Source organism: Mycobacterium sp. NGS51, from assembly GCF_059812525.1.
The window spans coordinates 179610-194044 of the sequence record NZ_JCALCV010000008.1 but is presented as its reverse complement, the minus strand read 5'-3'; the positions used below and the strand labels follow the sequence as shown (position 1 = coordinate 194044).

13 protein-coding genes and 1 pseudogene are annotated in these 14435 nt (G+C 64.2%); 8 read left to right on the top strand and 6 right to left on the bottom strand.

From position 1 onward, the window contains the following. Positions 1 to 30 precede the first annotated feature (30 nt). From AC5Y5W_RS12675 to AC5Y5W_RS12665, 3 genes are all read left to right on the top strand, one after another. Complete coding sequence (locus tag AC5Y5W_RS12675; protein WP_500009761.1) at positions 31 to 471, top strand: oxidoreductase; 441 nt, start codon at positions 31 to 33, stop codon at positions 469 to 471. Then, the gene (locus AC5Y5W_RS12670) at positions 468 to 1958 is read left to right on the top strand and encodes a molybdopterin-dependent oxidoreductase (protein WP_500009762.1); all 1491 of its coding nucleotides are present in this window, start codon (positions 468 to 470) and stop codon (positions 1956 to 1958) included. The genes AC5Y5W_RS12675 and AC5Y5W_RS12670 overlap by 4 nt, the downstream gene beginning before the upstream one ends. Before the next feature lie 77 nt (positions 1959 to 2035). Continuing rightward, positions 2036 to 2350, top strand: coding sequence for a hypothetical protein (locus AC5Y5W_RS12665; protein WP_500022317.1), 315 nt, complete (start codon positions 2036 to 2038; stop codon positions 2348 to 2350). Here the strand turns inward: AC5Y5W_RS12665 and AC5Y5W_RS12660 are convergent. From AC5Y5W_RS12660 to AC5Y5W_RS12645, 4 genes are all read right to left on the bottom strand, one after another. After that, on the bottom strand, positions 2286 to 2654 hold the full coding sequence (locus tag AC5Y5W_RS12660) for a hypothetical protein (protein ID WP_500009587.1): 369 nt from the start codon (positions 2652 to 2654) through the stop codon (positions 2286 to 2288). The genes AC5Y5W_RS12665 and AC5Y5W_RS12660 overlap by 65 nt on opposite strands. Positions 2655 to 2668: 14 nt before the next feature. Next, positions 2669 to 3712 (bottom strand): hypothetical protein, encoded by a 1044-nt coding sequence (locus AC5Y5W_RS12655; RefSeq protein ID WP_500022316.1) that lies wholly within the window; start codon positions 3710 to 3712, stop codon positions 2669 to 2671. 159 nt (positions 3713 to 3871) lie between these two features. After that, on the bottom strand, positions 3872 to 4438 hold the full coding sequence (locus AC5Y5W_RS12650; protein WP_500009590.1) for a DUF421 domain-containing protein: 567 nt from the start codon (positions 4436 to 4438) through the stop codon (positions 3872 to 3874). A gap of 217 nt (positions 4439 to 4655) precedes the next feature. Then, positions 4656 to 5840 carry an FAD-binding domain gene (locus AC5Y5W_RS12645; protein ID WP_500022315.1) on the bottom strand — a complete coding sequence of 395 codons (1185 nt, stop codon included), beginning with the start codon at positions 5838 to 5840 and terminating at the stop codon, positions 4656 to 4658. A 121-nt stretch (positions 5841 to 5961) separates the two neighbouring features. Here AC5Y5W_RS12645 and AC5Y5W_RS12640 point away from each other — a divergent pair, with 121 nt between their 5' ends. Further along, complete coding sequence (locus AC5Y5W_RS12640) at positions 5962 to 7404, top strand: chloride channel protein (protein WP_500022314.1); 1443 nt, start codon at positions 5962 to 5964, stop codon at positions 7402 to 7404. 27 nt (positions 7405 to 7431) lie between these two features. Here AC5Y5W_RS12640 and AC5Y5W_RS12635 read toward each other — a convergent pair. After that, a pseudogene (locus AC5Y5W_RS12635) lies at positions 7432 to 8134 on the bottom strand (class I SAM-dependent methyltransferase). A 221-nt stretch (positions 8135 to 8355) separates the two neighbouring features. Here AC5Y5W_RS12635 and AC5Y5W_RS12630 point away from each other — a divergent pair. The 4 genes from AC5Y5W_RS12630 (at position 8356) to AC5Y5W_RS12615 (ending at position 13001) form a co-directional block, all read left to right on the top strand. Continuing rightward, positions 8356 to 8838 carry a MarR family winged helix-turn-helix transcriptional regulator gene (locus tag AC5Y5W_RS12630; RefSeq protein ID WP_500009595.1) on the top strand — a complete coding sequence of 161 codons (483 nt, stop codon included), beginning with the start codon at positions 8356 to 8358 and terminating at the stop codon, positions 8836 to 8838. 119 nt (positions 8839 to 8957) lie between these two features. Continuing rightward, a complete protein-coding gene (locus tag AC5Y5W_RS12625) occupies positions 8958 to 9224 on the top strand; it encodes a hypothetical protein (RefSeq protein ID WP_500009596.1) in 267 nt (88 codons plus the stop codon). Further along, on the top strand, positions 9224 to 9922 hold the full coding sequence (locus AC5Y5W_RS12620) for a UdgX family uracil-DNA binding protein (protein WP_500009597.1): 699 nt from the start codon (positions 9224 to 9226) through the stop codon (positions 9920 to 9922). The genes AC5Y5W_RS12625 and AC5Y5W_RS12620 overlap by 1 nt, the downstream gene beginning before the upstream one ends. Before the next feature lie 4 nt (positions 9923 to 9926). After that, a complete protein-coding gene (locus AC5Y5W_RS12615; RefSeq protein ID WP_500022313.1) occupies positions 9927 to 13001 on the top strand; it encodes an FAD-binding and (Fe-S)-binding domain-containing protein in 3075 nt (1024 codons plus the stop codon). 4 nt (positions 13002 to 13005) lie between these two features. On the opposite strand, the gene AC5Y5W_RS12610 is transcribed toward AC5Y5W_RS12615, so the two are convergent. Continuing rightward, complete coding sequence (locus AC5Y5W_RS12610; RefSeq protein ID WP_500022312.1) at positions 13006 to 14370, bottom strand: HNH endonuclease signature motif containing protein; 1365 nt, start codon at positions 14368 to 14370, stop codon at positions 13006 to 13008. Between the last annotated feature and the right edge of the window lie 65 nt (positions 14371 to 14435).

Here is a 14435-nt window from a genome sequence, read left to right as displayed (position 1 = left end):
CGCGTTTTGCAGCGCAGTCGGCTGTACCGGATGTTGCGACTGGGTGGCTATGTCGCTTTCGACCTGCCGCGCACGGTGACGGCACTGGGTGGAGTGCTGATGCTGGGCATTGTCGCGGCCCACATCTATGCCCTGACCCGAGAGACGTCGCCGCCGGTCTACTTCATCATCTACGCCGCCGTGCTGATTGCCGGCTGTCTACTGACCGCTGGTGTCATGTGGCTGGGGCTGAATCCCCGTCTGCCGCAGCTGGGTTGGTTGCTGGGCGACCTGGTGTCGGTGGTGTTTCTCGGCCTGTATCTGGCCAGCCGGGCGGCCAGCCTGCCGGGGCTGGTGGCGTTGACCGGCCGTTGGGATGTCGCACCCGGCACGTGGGCGCTGGTTTGCGCGGGCGGCTTCATCGCGGTTCACATGACGGTGCTCTTGGGCATCAACGTGGCCTACCCGCAACGACAGAATTGGCACGACTGATGACCTTCGACTACCCGGTGTGGCTCCGGATCGACCACTGGCTCAACGTGCTTTTCCTGACGTTGCTGTTGCGCAGCGGGATCGAGATCCTCGGCACCCATCCCAAGTTGTATTGGCGCGAGGACAGCAGACCCGGCACCGAGTGGGCGCGCTTCACCACCAAGGAAATGCCGACCAATAAGTTGTACGACACGCTCGACGAGGAGGAGTCCTACAGCTCGATCGTCGCGTTGCCCGGCCACAAGAAACTCGGCCTCGGCCGCCACTGGCACTTCTTCGCGGTGATCGGGTGGATTCTGGTCGGTCTGTCCTACTACATCCTGCTGTTCGCCACCGGGCAGTGGCATCGGTACTGGCCCTATTCGTGGTCGATATTTTCCGAGGCCTGGAACGACATTGTCGCCTACATGACGTTCAACTTGCCGTCGCTGTTGCCCAGCGAACCGCTGGATGCCATCCAGAAATTGGCGTACGCCGGCGTCATCTTCGTTCTTGCCCCGTTCCAGATCCTGACCGGCGCGGCGCAGTCACCGGCGGTCGAGGCGCGCTTCCCGTGGTACGTCCGGTTGTGGGGCGGCCGGCAACGGGCGCGCAGTCTGCACTTCTTTGGTCTGGTCGCGTTTTTGGTCTTCATCGTGATCCACCTGTCGATGATCTTCTTCTGGGGCTGGGGCCAGCTCACCGCGGCGATGATCTTCGGCGCGGTGCGCAACATCAACTGGGCGACGTTCTGGTCGTTCGTGATCATCGGCGCGATCGTCGCCGTGCACGTCGCCGCGACGACATGGAGTCTTCGCCGGCCAACACAGGTCCACAAAATCTTGGGCGTGATCAATACCCGCGCCAAACTCATGTTGTTGCGGCCGCTGAACTCGCGGCAGGACTACCCGGTGCACAAGCTCTCCAAAGAGCACCGAGTCAACGGCAAGCCGCCATGCTCGAGCGAGTACAAGGTGATGGCGGTGCACAACTTCGTCGACTGGCGACTGCGGGTCGGCGGCCTGGTCGAGAACCCGGTGACCCTCGACTTGGCGGGGCTACGCGCGTTGGGCGAACCGGAAACGCAGCGGGTGCTGCACAACTGCGTGCAGGGTTGGACGAGCATCGGTCAATGGAGCGGGATTCATCTGAGCCGGCTGCTCGAAGAAGTCAAGCCGCTGCCACAGGCCCGCTACATCTGCTTTTTGACCATGCAGGACAACAGCCGCGACGAGCCCAGCTCCGACGGGTTGGGCCAGTTCTATGAGGTGATGGATATGGAACTGGCTTACAAGCCGCAAACCATCCTGGCCTACGAGATGAACGGCCAGCCGTTGCCGATCAAACATGGTGCGCCGCTGCGGTTACGGGTCGAGACCCAAGTCGGCTTCAAGATGGCCAAGTGGATCAACCAGATCGAGTTCGTCGACGACCACCGCGGTATCGGCATGGGCTTGGGCGGTTGGCGCGAGGACAACATCCATTACGACAAGGATGTGGAGATCTGATGCGCGCCGGCGACGATGCAGAGCAAGAGAGCGATGCGGGGGCACCTCCCGCTTGCGGGGGAGAGGAGCGGCGCCAGATGACGGAAGTGCGTCCCGAGTTGGTCAGCTTGAATCTGACCGAGTGCGAGCGGGTGCTGGACCAGGTCAAGGCCAAAGGAGGGCACTGCGACGGCTGTGGCGCAACCGAATTCGATGTCGGCGATGCGCTCTACCTGGGTTTCCTGTTTCTCGACGAGGACCAGGATGCCTACATGGTGGCGTTGACGTGCCGCAACTCGGAGTGCACGCAGCCGAGAACCGGAATCACCTTGCGGGAGAATGACTTCCTCACCCGCGATGCAAACGGGGCCCGCGCCGCGAGCTGGTCCGTCGAGGTCCCCGATGCCGTTTAGCGGTGGCGGGGGCGGGAGCGGTGAACACCGGCGCAGCCAGCTCGAATCGATCGATCAGCTCGGATAGGCCGCGCAACTCCTCGCACAGCGATTGGAATCGGGCCTCGTCGGCCGCACTGAGGATGCCTTCGGAGCTGTAGAGCACCAGCCGTCGCAGCCGCCCAGCCAGTGCAGCGCCCCATCGGATGCTGAAGTCGTAGCGTTCACCGTCGGCGAGTTCTTGCTTTTGCCCGAGTTCCTTTAGGGCAGCAATCTGCTCGTTGATCAACTCGAAATCGTCGTCGATGCCGATCGGCGCAGTCACCGGTTCTCCTTCAGTCATAAATGCGGCTTCGCGACGCCGACCACATACGGTGCTCCGCGCAGCGTGAGAAACACCTGGTGTGGACCAACCGCCATGCCGGACAGCGGCGCTGACTTCGCCTGTGCGGCGGGCAGACTCGAGCGGTAATCGACGACGTGGATCACATGCATGGCGTAGTTCGGATAACCGCCGTAGTCGGCGATCTGGAGGGTCACCAGTTGCCGGTCGGTTGCCGCGTAGATCCGGGTGTCGTCGGTCCCGAGGTAGCGGATCGGCGACGATGGCAGTTCCGCACGGCCGACCACTTCCAATCCCTCGCCGCCGCGGCGGGAGTCGACGGCGTAGAGGACGCTGTGATCGCGGTCGGCGACATAGGTACGGGTCACCTTCGCGCTGTTGCCTGCCGACACCGCGACGTTTATGGCCAGCGCGCCGCGTTCTTTCGGTGGCGAGGAGGGGCCTTTGTAGTAGCGGATTCCCGACGGCGCGTACACGTGATAGTCGATCGCACGCCCGCGGTTGGAACCGTCAATGGAATCCGCGCGATCGCCGGTGATCGTGGCAGCCGGCAGTTTGCGGTAGCCGTATTGATCCACCGGCGTCACGGTCGTTCCATCAGCGGACAGCGCGAGCAATATCCGCATGCCGGCGTCTTCGGAGAGGTAGTTAGGAGCCGGACCGGCATCGAACTGGCCGACCGACTTTAGGCTGCCGATGTCGACGATGCCCACGGACCCGCGCTGCGGTTGCGGCACGAAGACGTTGCGGTCGTCCATCTGGCTGATCTGAAGGTTGCGGCCGGCGCCGAGCGGCTCCGACAGCGTGGTTCGTGCGGTCTCCGGCTTCTCGGCGCCGCTGACCTTCGCCAGCCGACGGTCATCGGTGAGTCCGAGCAGAGTGTGCGTGCCGTATGACCACACCGGGCTGTGCAGCGCCGCGTCGACATGCACCAGCGTCACTTCGGGTGAGCTCTCCGGCTGTTGAGGCGACGAACACCCCGCGACGATGAGAGCGCCGGCGGCTGCGGCGATAAACCAGCGCCAAAATGCGGTACGCATGTTCGCTCGCCAACCTTTCGCATGTTTCGACCAAGCAGTACCCGGGCGGGGGCCTGACTACACCTCACGCATTTGCCGATTGCAGATATCCAGACGCCGGACAAGTGTCCGTGACGATGCTGACCGCCTAGCACATCGGTTCTCGAGTATGACCAGACTTCAACGGATTTCCTCACCGCTGGGAGGCGACTTGGGGCCGCTCGGGTCCGGGCCATCCTGCTGTGGTGGCGCCGTGCGGCGCGGTTCGGCTTTCGCGAAAACCGAGACTGTTCCTTTGGACTCGAACAACGCCAGATCGACCTCCGTGGCTGTTCGGAGGCCGTGTTCGCGCAGGATCGCATCCAGGTCCGCACAGGTTAGCCTGCACCGTTTCAGGCTCGCGTGCTGCAACTGCCCATCTCGGATCAGCACTCGCACCGGTGGATCGACCAGGCGGCGTATCCACGGGATGAAGCGCAATCGCGCGACGACCGCGTGCGCGGCGATCAGTGTCGACAGCGCGGCGGTCCCGGTCAGCCACGATGTGTCCGCTGCCGTGGCAGTGCGCCCAATGATGGCGCCGACGGCGACCGCGGTGACCCAGTCGAACGGTGTGAACTCGGAGATGGTACGGCGTAGTGTCACCCGGAAAGCCGTTGCAGCAGTGAGGAATAGAGCAAACGCCTTGAGGGCCGCGTACGCTGCGGGTTGCCAGCCGTCGACCAGCTGCGGCAGCACTGCGCTCATAACGGGCACCGTCCTACCAGGATCGGTTGAGACTTGGGAGGCGTCACCGCCGGCACCTTGCCGTTCACAATCATCACCACCTGTCCGTTCCGTTGGAACTTTGGTCGATATCGGGAATTCGCAACGTCACGTCACACCCTGTTCACAGACCGCTGGTTTCGGCGGCGGGGACCGGTGCACTGATAGCCTTCACGACCGCCGAGATCGTGTCAGTCGGCTATCCGGCATAGTCGGGCAATGCGATGTCGTCGCGAAATTCGCGTCGAATCACCCAGTCCGCCAGCTGCGGGATGCCGAGCAGTTTAGTCGCGCGATTGCGGGTCCACAGGCCCAGCGACGTTTTCGGCGCAAACATCGAAGCAAACGCGCGTGCCCCCCGCTGCCTGGTCTCGACGACCGGACGTAGCCGACGCTCGTAGCGCCGAAACGCGTCGCGGTGATCTCCAGCTGTACGGCTCAGTTCGCCAGCCAGTACATACGCCTGTACCATCGCCAGGCCCGCTCCTTCGCCCGCGAGCAACGAAACCGCCGCGGCCGCATCGCCGATGAGCACTGCCCGCCCCTGCGACCAACTGTCCATGACGATTTGGCTCGCGCGGTCGAAGTAGACGTCGCACACAGTGTCGAGTTCGCTTAGGATCGTCGGGCATTCCCACCCGGCGTCACCGAAGACCTGACGCAAAGTGATCTTGGCTTCCGCCGCGGTCTGCGGATCGGGTCCGCTCATCTGGTCGGCGGTGAAAACGAAGAGAAACAGCGTCCGGTCGTCGCGCATGGCGAATCGCGATACCATCCGCCCGGGAGTGGTGTAGGCGAGGTAGACGAGTTCATCGCGTGGTTGATAGCCATCGGCTTGGAACGCGGCGACTCGGTAGCCGAGATCGGTCGCGAATCGACCTTCGGGCCCGAACACCAGGCCGCGCACCGGTGAATGGATCCCACCGGCACCAATGACCAAGTCGAACAGGCGCGGCCGTGCATGTTCGAAGGTGAGCTGGACGCCCGAGTCATGTTGTGCGATGGCCGAAACGCTCTCACCGAATAAGGTTTCGACACGGTTGTCGATGGAGCGGTAGATCATGGCCGCCAGATCACCGCGCGGCAGGGTGACGAACCGGCCGTCGACGTTCCGCCTGAATACCTCTGCGGAAAAGCCGCCTACTGGCCGTGTGCTCCGGTCCACCAGTCGCACCTCCTGAACTGCATACCCGGTGGCGTGCAATTCGGCGGTGAGTCCCATTCGCTGGGCGACGGCATATCCGCCACCCCAGAAGTCGATGACGTGGCCACCGGTGCGGAGTTGTGGTGCTTTCTCTATCAGTGTCGGCACGTGACCGTAGCGCTGTAGCCAGTACGCCAGCGTCGGACCGGCGATACCAGCACCGACGATTGCGACCTTCATGCGCATACCTCCTGCGCGTGGCGCCCAACCATATCCTAGCGTTAGGCGATAGTTGCCCTAGGTACGGAATTGGGGATTCCGTCTGGTCTCGCATCAAATGTGCGTTGCTAACATCCGAAAAGTGAGCGCGGCGACAAATTGCGGTACAGAAGACTCCGGTGGAAGGCTGGGGGCATTCATCCGGAACTCCGACTACGTGCGTAAGTGGCTCTTCCTGGGTATCGCCATTGGCGTCATCGCCGGCGTGGGGGCAGTGGTCTTTTACCTGTTGCTGAAATATGCCGGCGAGTTGCTGCTGGGCGAATTGGCCGGCTACCACATCCCCACTCCGGTTGGCGAGGGCAGCGGTCATGCATCCTCCGGCTTCCGCCGACCGTGGGTGATCCCGCTGGTGACGATGGGCGGTGCATTGTTGTCAGCAGTCATCGTCGCCTGGCTTGCCCCGGAAGCCGAAGGTCACGGCACCGACGAGGCGATCGAAGCGGTTCACAGCTATCCCCGCAACATCCGCAGCCGAGTGGTGCTGGTGAAGATGGTGGCAAGCGCACTGACCATTGGCTCTGGCGGATCGGGTGGTCGTGAGGGTCCCACGGCGCAGATTTCGGCAGGCTTCGGATCGCTGCTGACCCGTAAGCTCGACCTGTCTGACGAGGACGGCAGGATCGCCGTTGCCGTGGGAATCGGCTCCGGCATCGGCGCCATTTTCGGCGCACCGCTGGGCGGGGCGGTACTGGCCACATCGATCATCTACCGCGAAGACCTTGAATACCGCTCACTGGTGCCCGGTTTCATCGCTTCAGCGACGGCCTACGCAGTGCTCGGTTCGATTTTGGGTTTTGAGCCGCTGTTCGGCTTCGTCGACGCGGAATACCGCTTCGAGGCAGCCTGGCCTTTGCTGTGGTTCGCGGTAATCGGTGTTGCCGCCGCCGCGATCGGCGATCTATACGCCCGCACCTTCTACTGGACTGTGGCGCTGAGCGATCGACTGCCCGGCGGGGTGCTCAAACCCGCGATCGGCGGACTGCTGGTCGGGCTGCTGGGATTGCTGATTCCTCAGATCCTCAGCAGCGGTTACGGCTGGATTCAAGAATCCATCACCAGGCAAACGCTGCTCACGATTCCGTTGTGGATCGTCATCGTTCTGCCAATCGCCAAAATCCTCGCCACCTCACTGTCGATCGGCACTGGCGGATCGGGGGGAATCTTCGGGCCCGGGATTGTCATTGGCGCGTTTGTCGGGGCAGCGATTTGGCGGGTGGCCGATCTCTTCAGCCTCCCCGGAGTGCCTGACGACCCCGGCATCTTCGTGGTGGTGGGGATGATGACGTGCTTCGGCAGCGTCGGGCACGCACCGCTGGCCATCATGATCATGGTCGCCGAGATGACTGGATCATTCTCGGCGATACCGGGAGCGATAATCGCGGTCGGTATCGCGTCACTGCTGATGTCCCGCAGCGATGTAAGCATCTACCGCTCGCAGCGCCTTAATCGCGAGGCCGCCGAAGCCGAACGTGCGCAGGCCGCGATGGGCGATCGCCTTACTCCCGGCTTCCCAAGCCATTGAATCTCCAATTCTCCTAGCGCGTCCGCTTCACCGCTTGCGGGCGGTGGGGACCAGATATCCCCACTCCATCACGCCGTCGATTAGGTGTCGCCGGGCCAGTTCGACGAGCTGGTTGTCCAATGCAGCGGCCAGCACACCGTTGCGGCCGATCTGGCGGTAGGCATTGATCGTCGGGCCGTAGTGATTCTTGAAGTACTCGTGCGCCACCTCGGCGCTCTCAAACTGGTTGACCGGCAACGTGCTTCGCCGCGTGCTGATATCGCCGACCCGGTCACCCAGCAGTCCGGCGACATAACCCTCGCGCCCCCACAACGCCGCGGGAGGCACACCCGGCGCCAGCGTCGGCCGATACGGTCGAATGGCGGCCAGCAGCTGGCCGAAGAAACCATCCGGCGTCCAGCTGACGAGGCCTACCGTGCCGCCGGATCGGCAGACTCGAACCAGCTCGTCGGCCGCCCGCTGATGATGCGGCGCGCCGCTCCAGCAGCTCCGGTGTCAGGTCACTCGAAACCACGTTGGCACCCACCTGGGCAGCGGGGATCGAAACGTTGCCGGATCCGGCGGCGACGTCGAGCACACGTTCGCCCGGCCCGATACCGGCGGAGCTGACCAGCACCGGGCCGAGCGGGGCCATTACCTGCTCAGCCATCCGGGCGTAGTCGCCCATCGCCCACACTGCCCGGGGTGTGGTTGCCACCTGGCCCGTTGCGGTCAGGATCTTGATGCTCATAAAAATCTCCTGACGAGTAACCGGGAAGAGTTTGGGACGCCGTCGTCCCGGTCCGCACACCGTGGCCCCCGATAATGCGTTACGGTTACAGTCTTACCTGGAAACAGTTTGCGTCCGCCATAGTAGCTAGCTGCTAAGCTACTGGACGATAGCTGTGGGGATCGCGACTGCTGCTCCACCACAAAGACGAACGAGATCGGTCGGAGTGGAGACGCTGAACAATGGCTACTAAACGCGGTACGGCAACGCCGGAGTCGGTGGATGCGATCACTGCTGCGTTGCTGACCGCATCGCGTTTGCTGGTGGCGATCTCGGCCCACTCGATCGCACTGGTCGACGAGTCCATCACTATTCCGCAATTTCGAACCCTGGTGATCTTGTTTCACCGGGGCCCGATCAATCTCGCCACCCTGGCAGCTCAGTTGGGCGTGAAACCTTCCGCCGCCGGGCGGATGGTCGACCGGCTCGCCAGCACCGGACTGATCGACCGCAAACCGCACCCGACCTCACGCCGTGAACTTTTGGCCGCGTTGACCGTGCGCGGACGAAAGGTGGTCGGGCAAGTCACCTCGCATCGGCGCACCGAAATCGCCCGCATCGTCGAAAAAATGCCACCGACCGAACGCCACGGCTTGGTGCGCGCATTGACCGCGTTTACCAGCGCCGGGGGAGAGCCGGCCGGCTACCTCGACGACGACGTCTGAGAGTCGACCGGCAAGCGTGGTTGTTGCTCGTTTGGTGGACGAATCGACCGGGTAGGCGTGCAATGCACGCAAACGACGGCCCGACGCGTGCCTAATTCCCGTATTTTGGGAGGGAATCCATGGTTGCCACCCCGCCATCGGCCGATGTCGTCGAATTCCTCGTCGCCCGGCACGAAACGGTTGGCGCGCAGACCGCCCACCAGTCGTGGCCGGACGAGGTGGCGCAGCCACTGTCCACGTCATTGCCATGGGGGCCGGGCCCCAAGCCGTACATCGACGGTATCGGCGCGGGGTATGCCGAGGTCGACATCCAGCAGATCGGTCCGGAACGAGACCGGTTCTTTCACCTGTGGATGTCGAAGATCGCGCTCGAGTTCGCGGCCTGATGGCCGCACCGGCCGGGGCGGCACGCTATCTGCCCGAGGATCGCAGCTTGGCTTCGCTCGAGGCCGCCGCAAGTGTTTGTCACGGCTGCACGCTGTATCAGAATGCGTCGCAAACCGTCTTCGGGCACGGCCACCCGGACGCGCCGATCATGCTCGTGGGCGAGCAGCCCGGCGATCGCGAAGACATCGAAGGTCTGCCGTTCGTCGGTCCTGCCGGCCGGTTGCTGGCGCGTGCGCTCGGCGATGCGGGCATCGATCCGGATCTGACGTATCAAACCAATGCGGTCAAGCATTTCAAATTCACGCGCAAGAATGGCAAACGACGGATCCACCAGAAACCCAGCCGAACCGAAGTCGTCGCCTGCCGACCATGGCTGATCGCCGAAATCGAGGCTCTGCAACCGGAATTGATCGTTTTGCTCGGTGCGACCGCGGCCCAGGCGTTGATGGGCAAGGCATTCCGAGTCTCCGCGCAGCGTGGTGAGCTGTTACAGCTGCCCGAGGACTTCACGTTACGAGCCGACCCGGACCCACAGCTGGTGGCTACCGTGCACCCCTCGGCGGTACTTCGTGACCGCACCGATCGCGAGCGGGCCTTCGCGTCGTTCGTCGATGATCTGCGAAACGCACGCTGCGGCTTGTCGACTGATGGCGCTCATCGGCGGTCAGCGCCAAGCCGGGGTGGCGCGGAGGTCTGAGCGAATGACTCAAATCGTGCCCGCCCGTCCCGGTCCCCGGACCAACGCTGTGAATGTCGCCGGTTTGGAGAGCCAATTACGCCGGCACGTCAGCGGTGAGGTGCGATTCGACCCGGCCACCAAGGCGATGTACGCCAACGACGCGTCGAACTTCCGCCAGGTGCCCATCGGTGTGGTTGTGCCCAAGACGATCGACGACGTCGTCCAGACCGTGCGGGCCTGTCACACCTACGGTGCCCCGGTACTGTGCCGGGGCGGTGGGACCAGTTTGTCCGGTGAGACGGTGAATGTGGCCGTCGTGATCGACTTTTCGAAGTACCTCACCGACATTCTCGACATCGACGCGCAGCACCGACTGGCGACCGTGCAAACCGGGGTGATCAACGAGCAGCTCAACAGGGCCACCGGCGAGTACGGACTAGTGTTCGGCCCGGACCCGTCGTCACACTCGAGATGCACATTGGGCGGCAATATCGGCAACAACTCCTGCGGGGTGCACTCGATCCAGTCGCATCTCTACGGGCCGGGGCCGCGGACATCCGACAACACACATTCAATGGACGTCATCACCTACGACGGCGCGCGGTTCACCGTCGGCGTCAATGAGGAGAAGGATCTCGACGCCATCATCGCCGCCGGCGGACGCAAGGGTGAAATCTATGCCGCCCTGCGGGATTTGCGCGACGAGTATGCCGACGACATCCGCACGGGATATCCATCGGTGGACGAGCTGCCGCGGCGGGTGTCCGGATACAACCTCGACGAATTGCTCCCGGAGAAGGGTTTCAACGTAGCCCGCGCGCTCGTCGGCACCGAGAGCACCTGCGCGGTGGCGCTGACCGCGACAGTGATGCTGACACCGGCGATGATTCACCGCACGCTGGTGGTGATTCAATACGACTCGCTGGGCGAGGCCGGCGACGCGGTACGGGACCTGATGGCCTGGAAACCAATTGGTCTGGAGGCCGTCGACCACCTGCTGGTCCACGACCAGGAACTGACCGGAACCAATGCGGCCGGCCGGGCGGCGCTGCCCCGGCCCGAATCCAGCGGTGCCTGGCTGTTCATGCAGTTTGGATCCGACGAGCCCGGCGAATCACTGCGCCGGGCTGAGGAATTCGTCCAGTGGCTCCGGAAGAGGAAGGACTACGACGACGACCGCATCGTGCTGGCCCGCAGTAAGCAGGACGGCGGCAACAGCGACCAGTTGTGGTCGATTCGCGAGGCCGGGCTGGGATCGACGGCGTTTCCGGCAGACAGTGGCGATCACTGGCCGGGCTGGGAAGATTCGGCTGTGCCGCCGGCGCGAGTTGGCGACTACTTGCGGGATCTGCAGCAGCTCTACGCCGACCACAGTCTGCACGGTGCCATGTATGGCCACCTGGGCGAAGGCTGCATCCATTCCCGGATCAATTTCGACCTGCGTCACCGCGACGGGTTGGCCACCTACCGGCACTTCATGGAGGCGGCCGGCGACCTGGTGGCGCGCTACAACGGCTCGATGTCCGGCGAGCACGGCGACGGGCAGCAGCGCGCCGAACTGCTCGGCAAGCAGTACGGTCCCCGCCTGCTCGAAGCGATGCGCAAGTTCAAGCTGATCTGGGATCCGGAGTGGAAGATGAACCCCGGCAAGGTCATCGACCCATATCGCTTCGACGAGAATCTCAAGCTGGGCACTGACTACAACCCACTGCGGCCGAAGGTGAAGTTCGCCTACCCGGACGACGGCGGGGATTTCTCGCACGCGGCGTTGCGCTGCGTCGGTGTCGGCAAATGCCGGGTGCCCGATGCGCAGACCACGATGTGCCCGAGCTATCAGGTGACCAAGGAGGAGAAGCACTCCACCCGCGGGCGTGCACGGCTGCTGTTCGAGATGCTGCGCGGTGAAGTGATCACCGACGGCTGGCAGTCGGCCGAGGTGGCCGATGCGCTGGATCTGTGCCTGGCGTGCAAGGGCTGCACCAGCGACTGCCCGGTCGACGTGGATATCCCGACCTACAAAGCGGAGTTCTTGTACCACCATTTCAAGTCGGTGCGCCGGTGGCGACCGCGCTTTGCCTACGCGTTCGGGTTCATCGACCAGGCGGCCCGGTTGGCGAGTGCCATCCCCGAGCTGGCGAACTTCGCGATCCAGACACCTGGCCTGGCGCGAATCGCCAAGGCGGTAGGTGGGATCGATCGGCACCGGCCGCTACCGACGTTTGCGCCGATGACACTGCAACAGTGGTTTTCGGGGCGCCCGGTGGTCAATGACGGCGGGCCGCGCGTCATCCTGTTTCCGGATACGTTCAACAACCGGCTGCACACTGAGGTCGGGGTGGCCTGCGTGGAGGCGATCGAGGCGGCCGGCTGGCAGGTGGTGATGCCGACCAAGCACATCTGTTGTGGCCGACCGCTGTACGACTACGGCTTCCTGGATATGGCCGAGCGCTACCTGCAGGATGTGCTGTCCCAGTTGCGTGACGACGTCCGGGCCGGCACACCGATCGTGGGGATGGAGCCCAGCTGTCTGGCCGTGTTCAAAGGCGAGCTGCCCAAGCTCTTGCCGCATGACGACGACGCAGACCGCCTGGTACGCAACAGCTATCACTTTGCCGAGTTCTTCACGAAGTTCGACGTCGAGCTTCCGAAAGTGTCCGGGGCGCGGGCGCTGCTGTGGGGGCACTGCCACCAGCGGGCAACCGGCGGAGTGGATGCGGATCAGCAGGTCTTGGAGAAGATGGGACTCGACGTGGAACCGGTGTCCGGCGGCTGCTGCGGATTGGCCGGTTCCTGGGGTTTCGAGCAAGGCAAGTACCAACTTTCGATGGACTGTGGCGAGCAAGCACTATTGCCGAAGATTCGCGACAACCCCGACACCCTGGTGGTGGCCGACGGATTCTCCTGCCAGACCCAGATCAGGGATGCGGGCGCAGCGACGCCGCTGCATCTGGCGCAGGTAATGGTCGGCGGTCGGCCGACTCGCCCGGAGCCTTCGACACGCGTTCGAGCGGCCCGGGTGGCTGGTCCACTGGCCGCGATCGCGGTGGCGGGCGCCGGGGTGTCCTGGGCGCTGGCAGCTGCGCTCCGTAAGCGTTGAGCCGCTAGGGCACCTCGTCGTCGTCTGCTCGGAGCAGGCGTTCGGGGTGGTGGTAGTTGTTGGTTCTTGGTTGGCCGTGGTCGAGGTGTGGGGGTGGGATCCATTGGGTGTCGCCATTGTTGAGCTTGCGGGTTTTCCAGCCGCCGGAGGTGACCAGTTTGTGGTGCGGCCCGCAGCCCAGGGTGAGCTCGTCGATGTCGGTTTCGCGGCATTGGGCGTAGTCGGTGACGTGATGGACCTCGGTGAGGTAGCCGGGCACATCGCAGTTGGGGAACGTACAGCCGCGGTCCTTGGCGTAGAGCACGATGCGCTGCCCGGGGCAGGCCAGCCGCTTGGTGTGGTAGAGCCCGATGGCTTTGCCGTGGTCGAAAATCGACAGGTAATGATGGGCGTGGGAGGCCAGCCGGATCACATCGGTCATGGGTAGCAGGGTGCCGCCGCCGGTCAGCGCTTTGCCGGTGCCGGCTTCGAGTTCGGCCAGGGTGGTGGAGACGATGATGGTGGCCGGTAGGCCGTTGTGCTGACCCAACTTTTCGGAGGCGAGCAGGGCGCGAAGCGCGGCGTTGAGCGCGTCGTGGTTGCGTTGGCCGGTGCTGCGGGGGTCGCCCTGGGCGGTGGGCTGCGATGGTGTGCCATCGAGGCAGGGGGTCAGGTCCTCGGGGTTGCACATGCCCGGGGCGGCCAGCTTGGCCAGCACGGCGTCGAGGGTGGCGCGGGCTTCGGGCGTCAGCAGCCCGCTGATCTTTGACATGCCGTCGAGGTCTTGTTTGCCCAGGATCAGGCTGCGCCGCCGGGCGCGATCGTTGTCGGTGAAATCACCGTCGGGGTTGAGACAGTCGGTGAGTCGATCGGCCAGTTTGGCCAGTTGGTCGGGGCGAAACTGGCCGCCGTCGCGGGCCAGTTGGGCTTCGGCGTGCGCGGCGGTGTCGATGTCGACGGCGTCGGGCAGCCGGTGATAGAAATTGCGGATCACGCTCACGTGGCCGGGCCCGATGGTCCCGGCGCGTTGCGCGGCAGCCGTGGCGCCCAACAGCGGCTCGAGCGGCTCGCCGCTCATCGCCCGGCGCGCCCCGAGGTCGGCGGCCTCCCCGATGCGCCGGGCGGCCTCGGCGCGGGTGATGCGCAACCGCTCGGCCAACGCAAACGAGAGCGTGCCGCCCAGCTCGGTGTCGGTGGCCTGCTCGGCGAGCTGGTTGATCAGCGGGTGCTCGACGGCAGGCAGCTGGCGGCGCAGCGTTTCGCAGCACTCCAGCATCGCCAGGCGCTCAGGGGTGGTCAACACCTCGAACGACAGATCCAAGACGCGCTTCATGTCGGTCTTGAGCGCATCGACGACCTCGACGATCTCTTCCCGACTGCTAGAACGCATGTTCGAAAGGATATCGGCCGGGTACGACAGCAACGGCCCGCCGTGAGACTAGCGAAGCGGATGTG

Excerpts from the sequence above, each read along its gene's own strand:
- AC5Y5W_RS12615 (WP_500022313.1), top strand. The coding sequence starts at position 9,927 with ATGACTCAAATCGTGCCCGCCCGTCCCGGTCCCCGGACCAACGCTGTG.
- AC5Y5W_RS12620 (WP_500009597.1), top strand. The coding sequence starts at position 9,224 with ATGGCCGCACCGGCCGGGGCGGCACGCTATCTGCCCGAGGATCGCAGC.
- AC5Y5W_RS12675 (WP_500009761.1), top strand. The coding sequence starts at position 31 with ATGTTGCGACTGGGTGGCTATGTCGCTTTCGACCTGCCGCGCACGGTG.
- AC5Y5W_RS12665 (WP_500022317.1), top strand. The coding sequence starts at position 2,036 with ATGACGGAAGTGCGTCCCGAGTTGGTCAGCTTGAATCTGACCGAGTGC.
- AC5Y5W_RS12610 (WP_500022312.1), bottom strand. The coding sequence starts at position 14,370 with ATGCGTTCTAGCAGTCGGGAAGAGATCGTCGAGGTCGTCGATGCGCTC.
- AC5Y5W_RS12630 (WP_500009595.1), top strand. The coding sequence starts at position 8,356 with ATGGCTACTAAACGCGGTACGGCAACGCCGGAGTCGGTGGATGCGATC.
- AC5Y5W_RS12655 (WP_500022316.1), bottom strand. The coding sequence starts at position 3,712 with ATGCGTACCGCATTTTGGCGCTGGTTTATCGCCGCAGCCGCCGGCGCT.
- AC5Y5W_RS12625 (WP_500009596.1), top strand. The coding sequence starts at position 8,958 with ATGGTTGCCACCCCGCCATCGGCCGATGTCGTCGAATTCCTCGTCGCC.
- AC5Y5W_RS12650 (WP_500009590.1), bottom strand. The coding sequence starts at position 4,438 with ATGAGCGCAGTGCTGCCGCAGCTGGTCGACGGCTGGCAACCCGCAGCG.
- AC5Y5W_RS12645 (WP_500022315.1), bottom strand. The coding sequence starts at position 5,840 with ATGAAGGTCGCAATCGTCGGTGCTGGTATCGCCGGTCCGACGCTGGCG.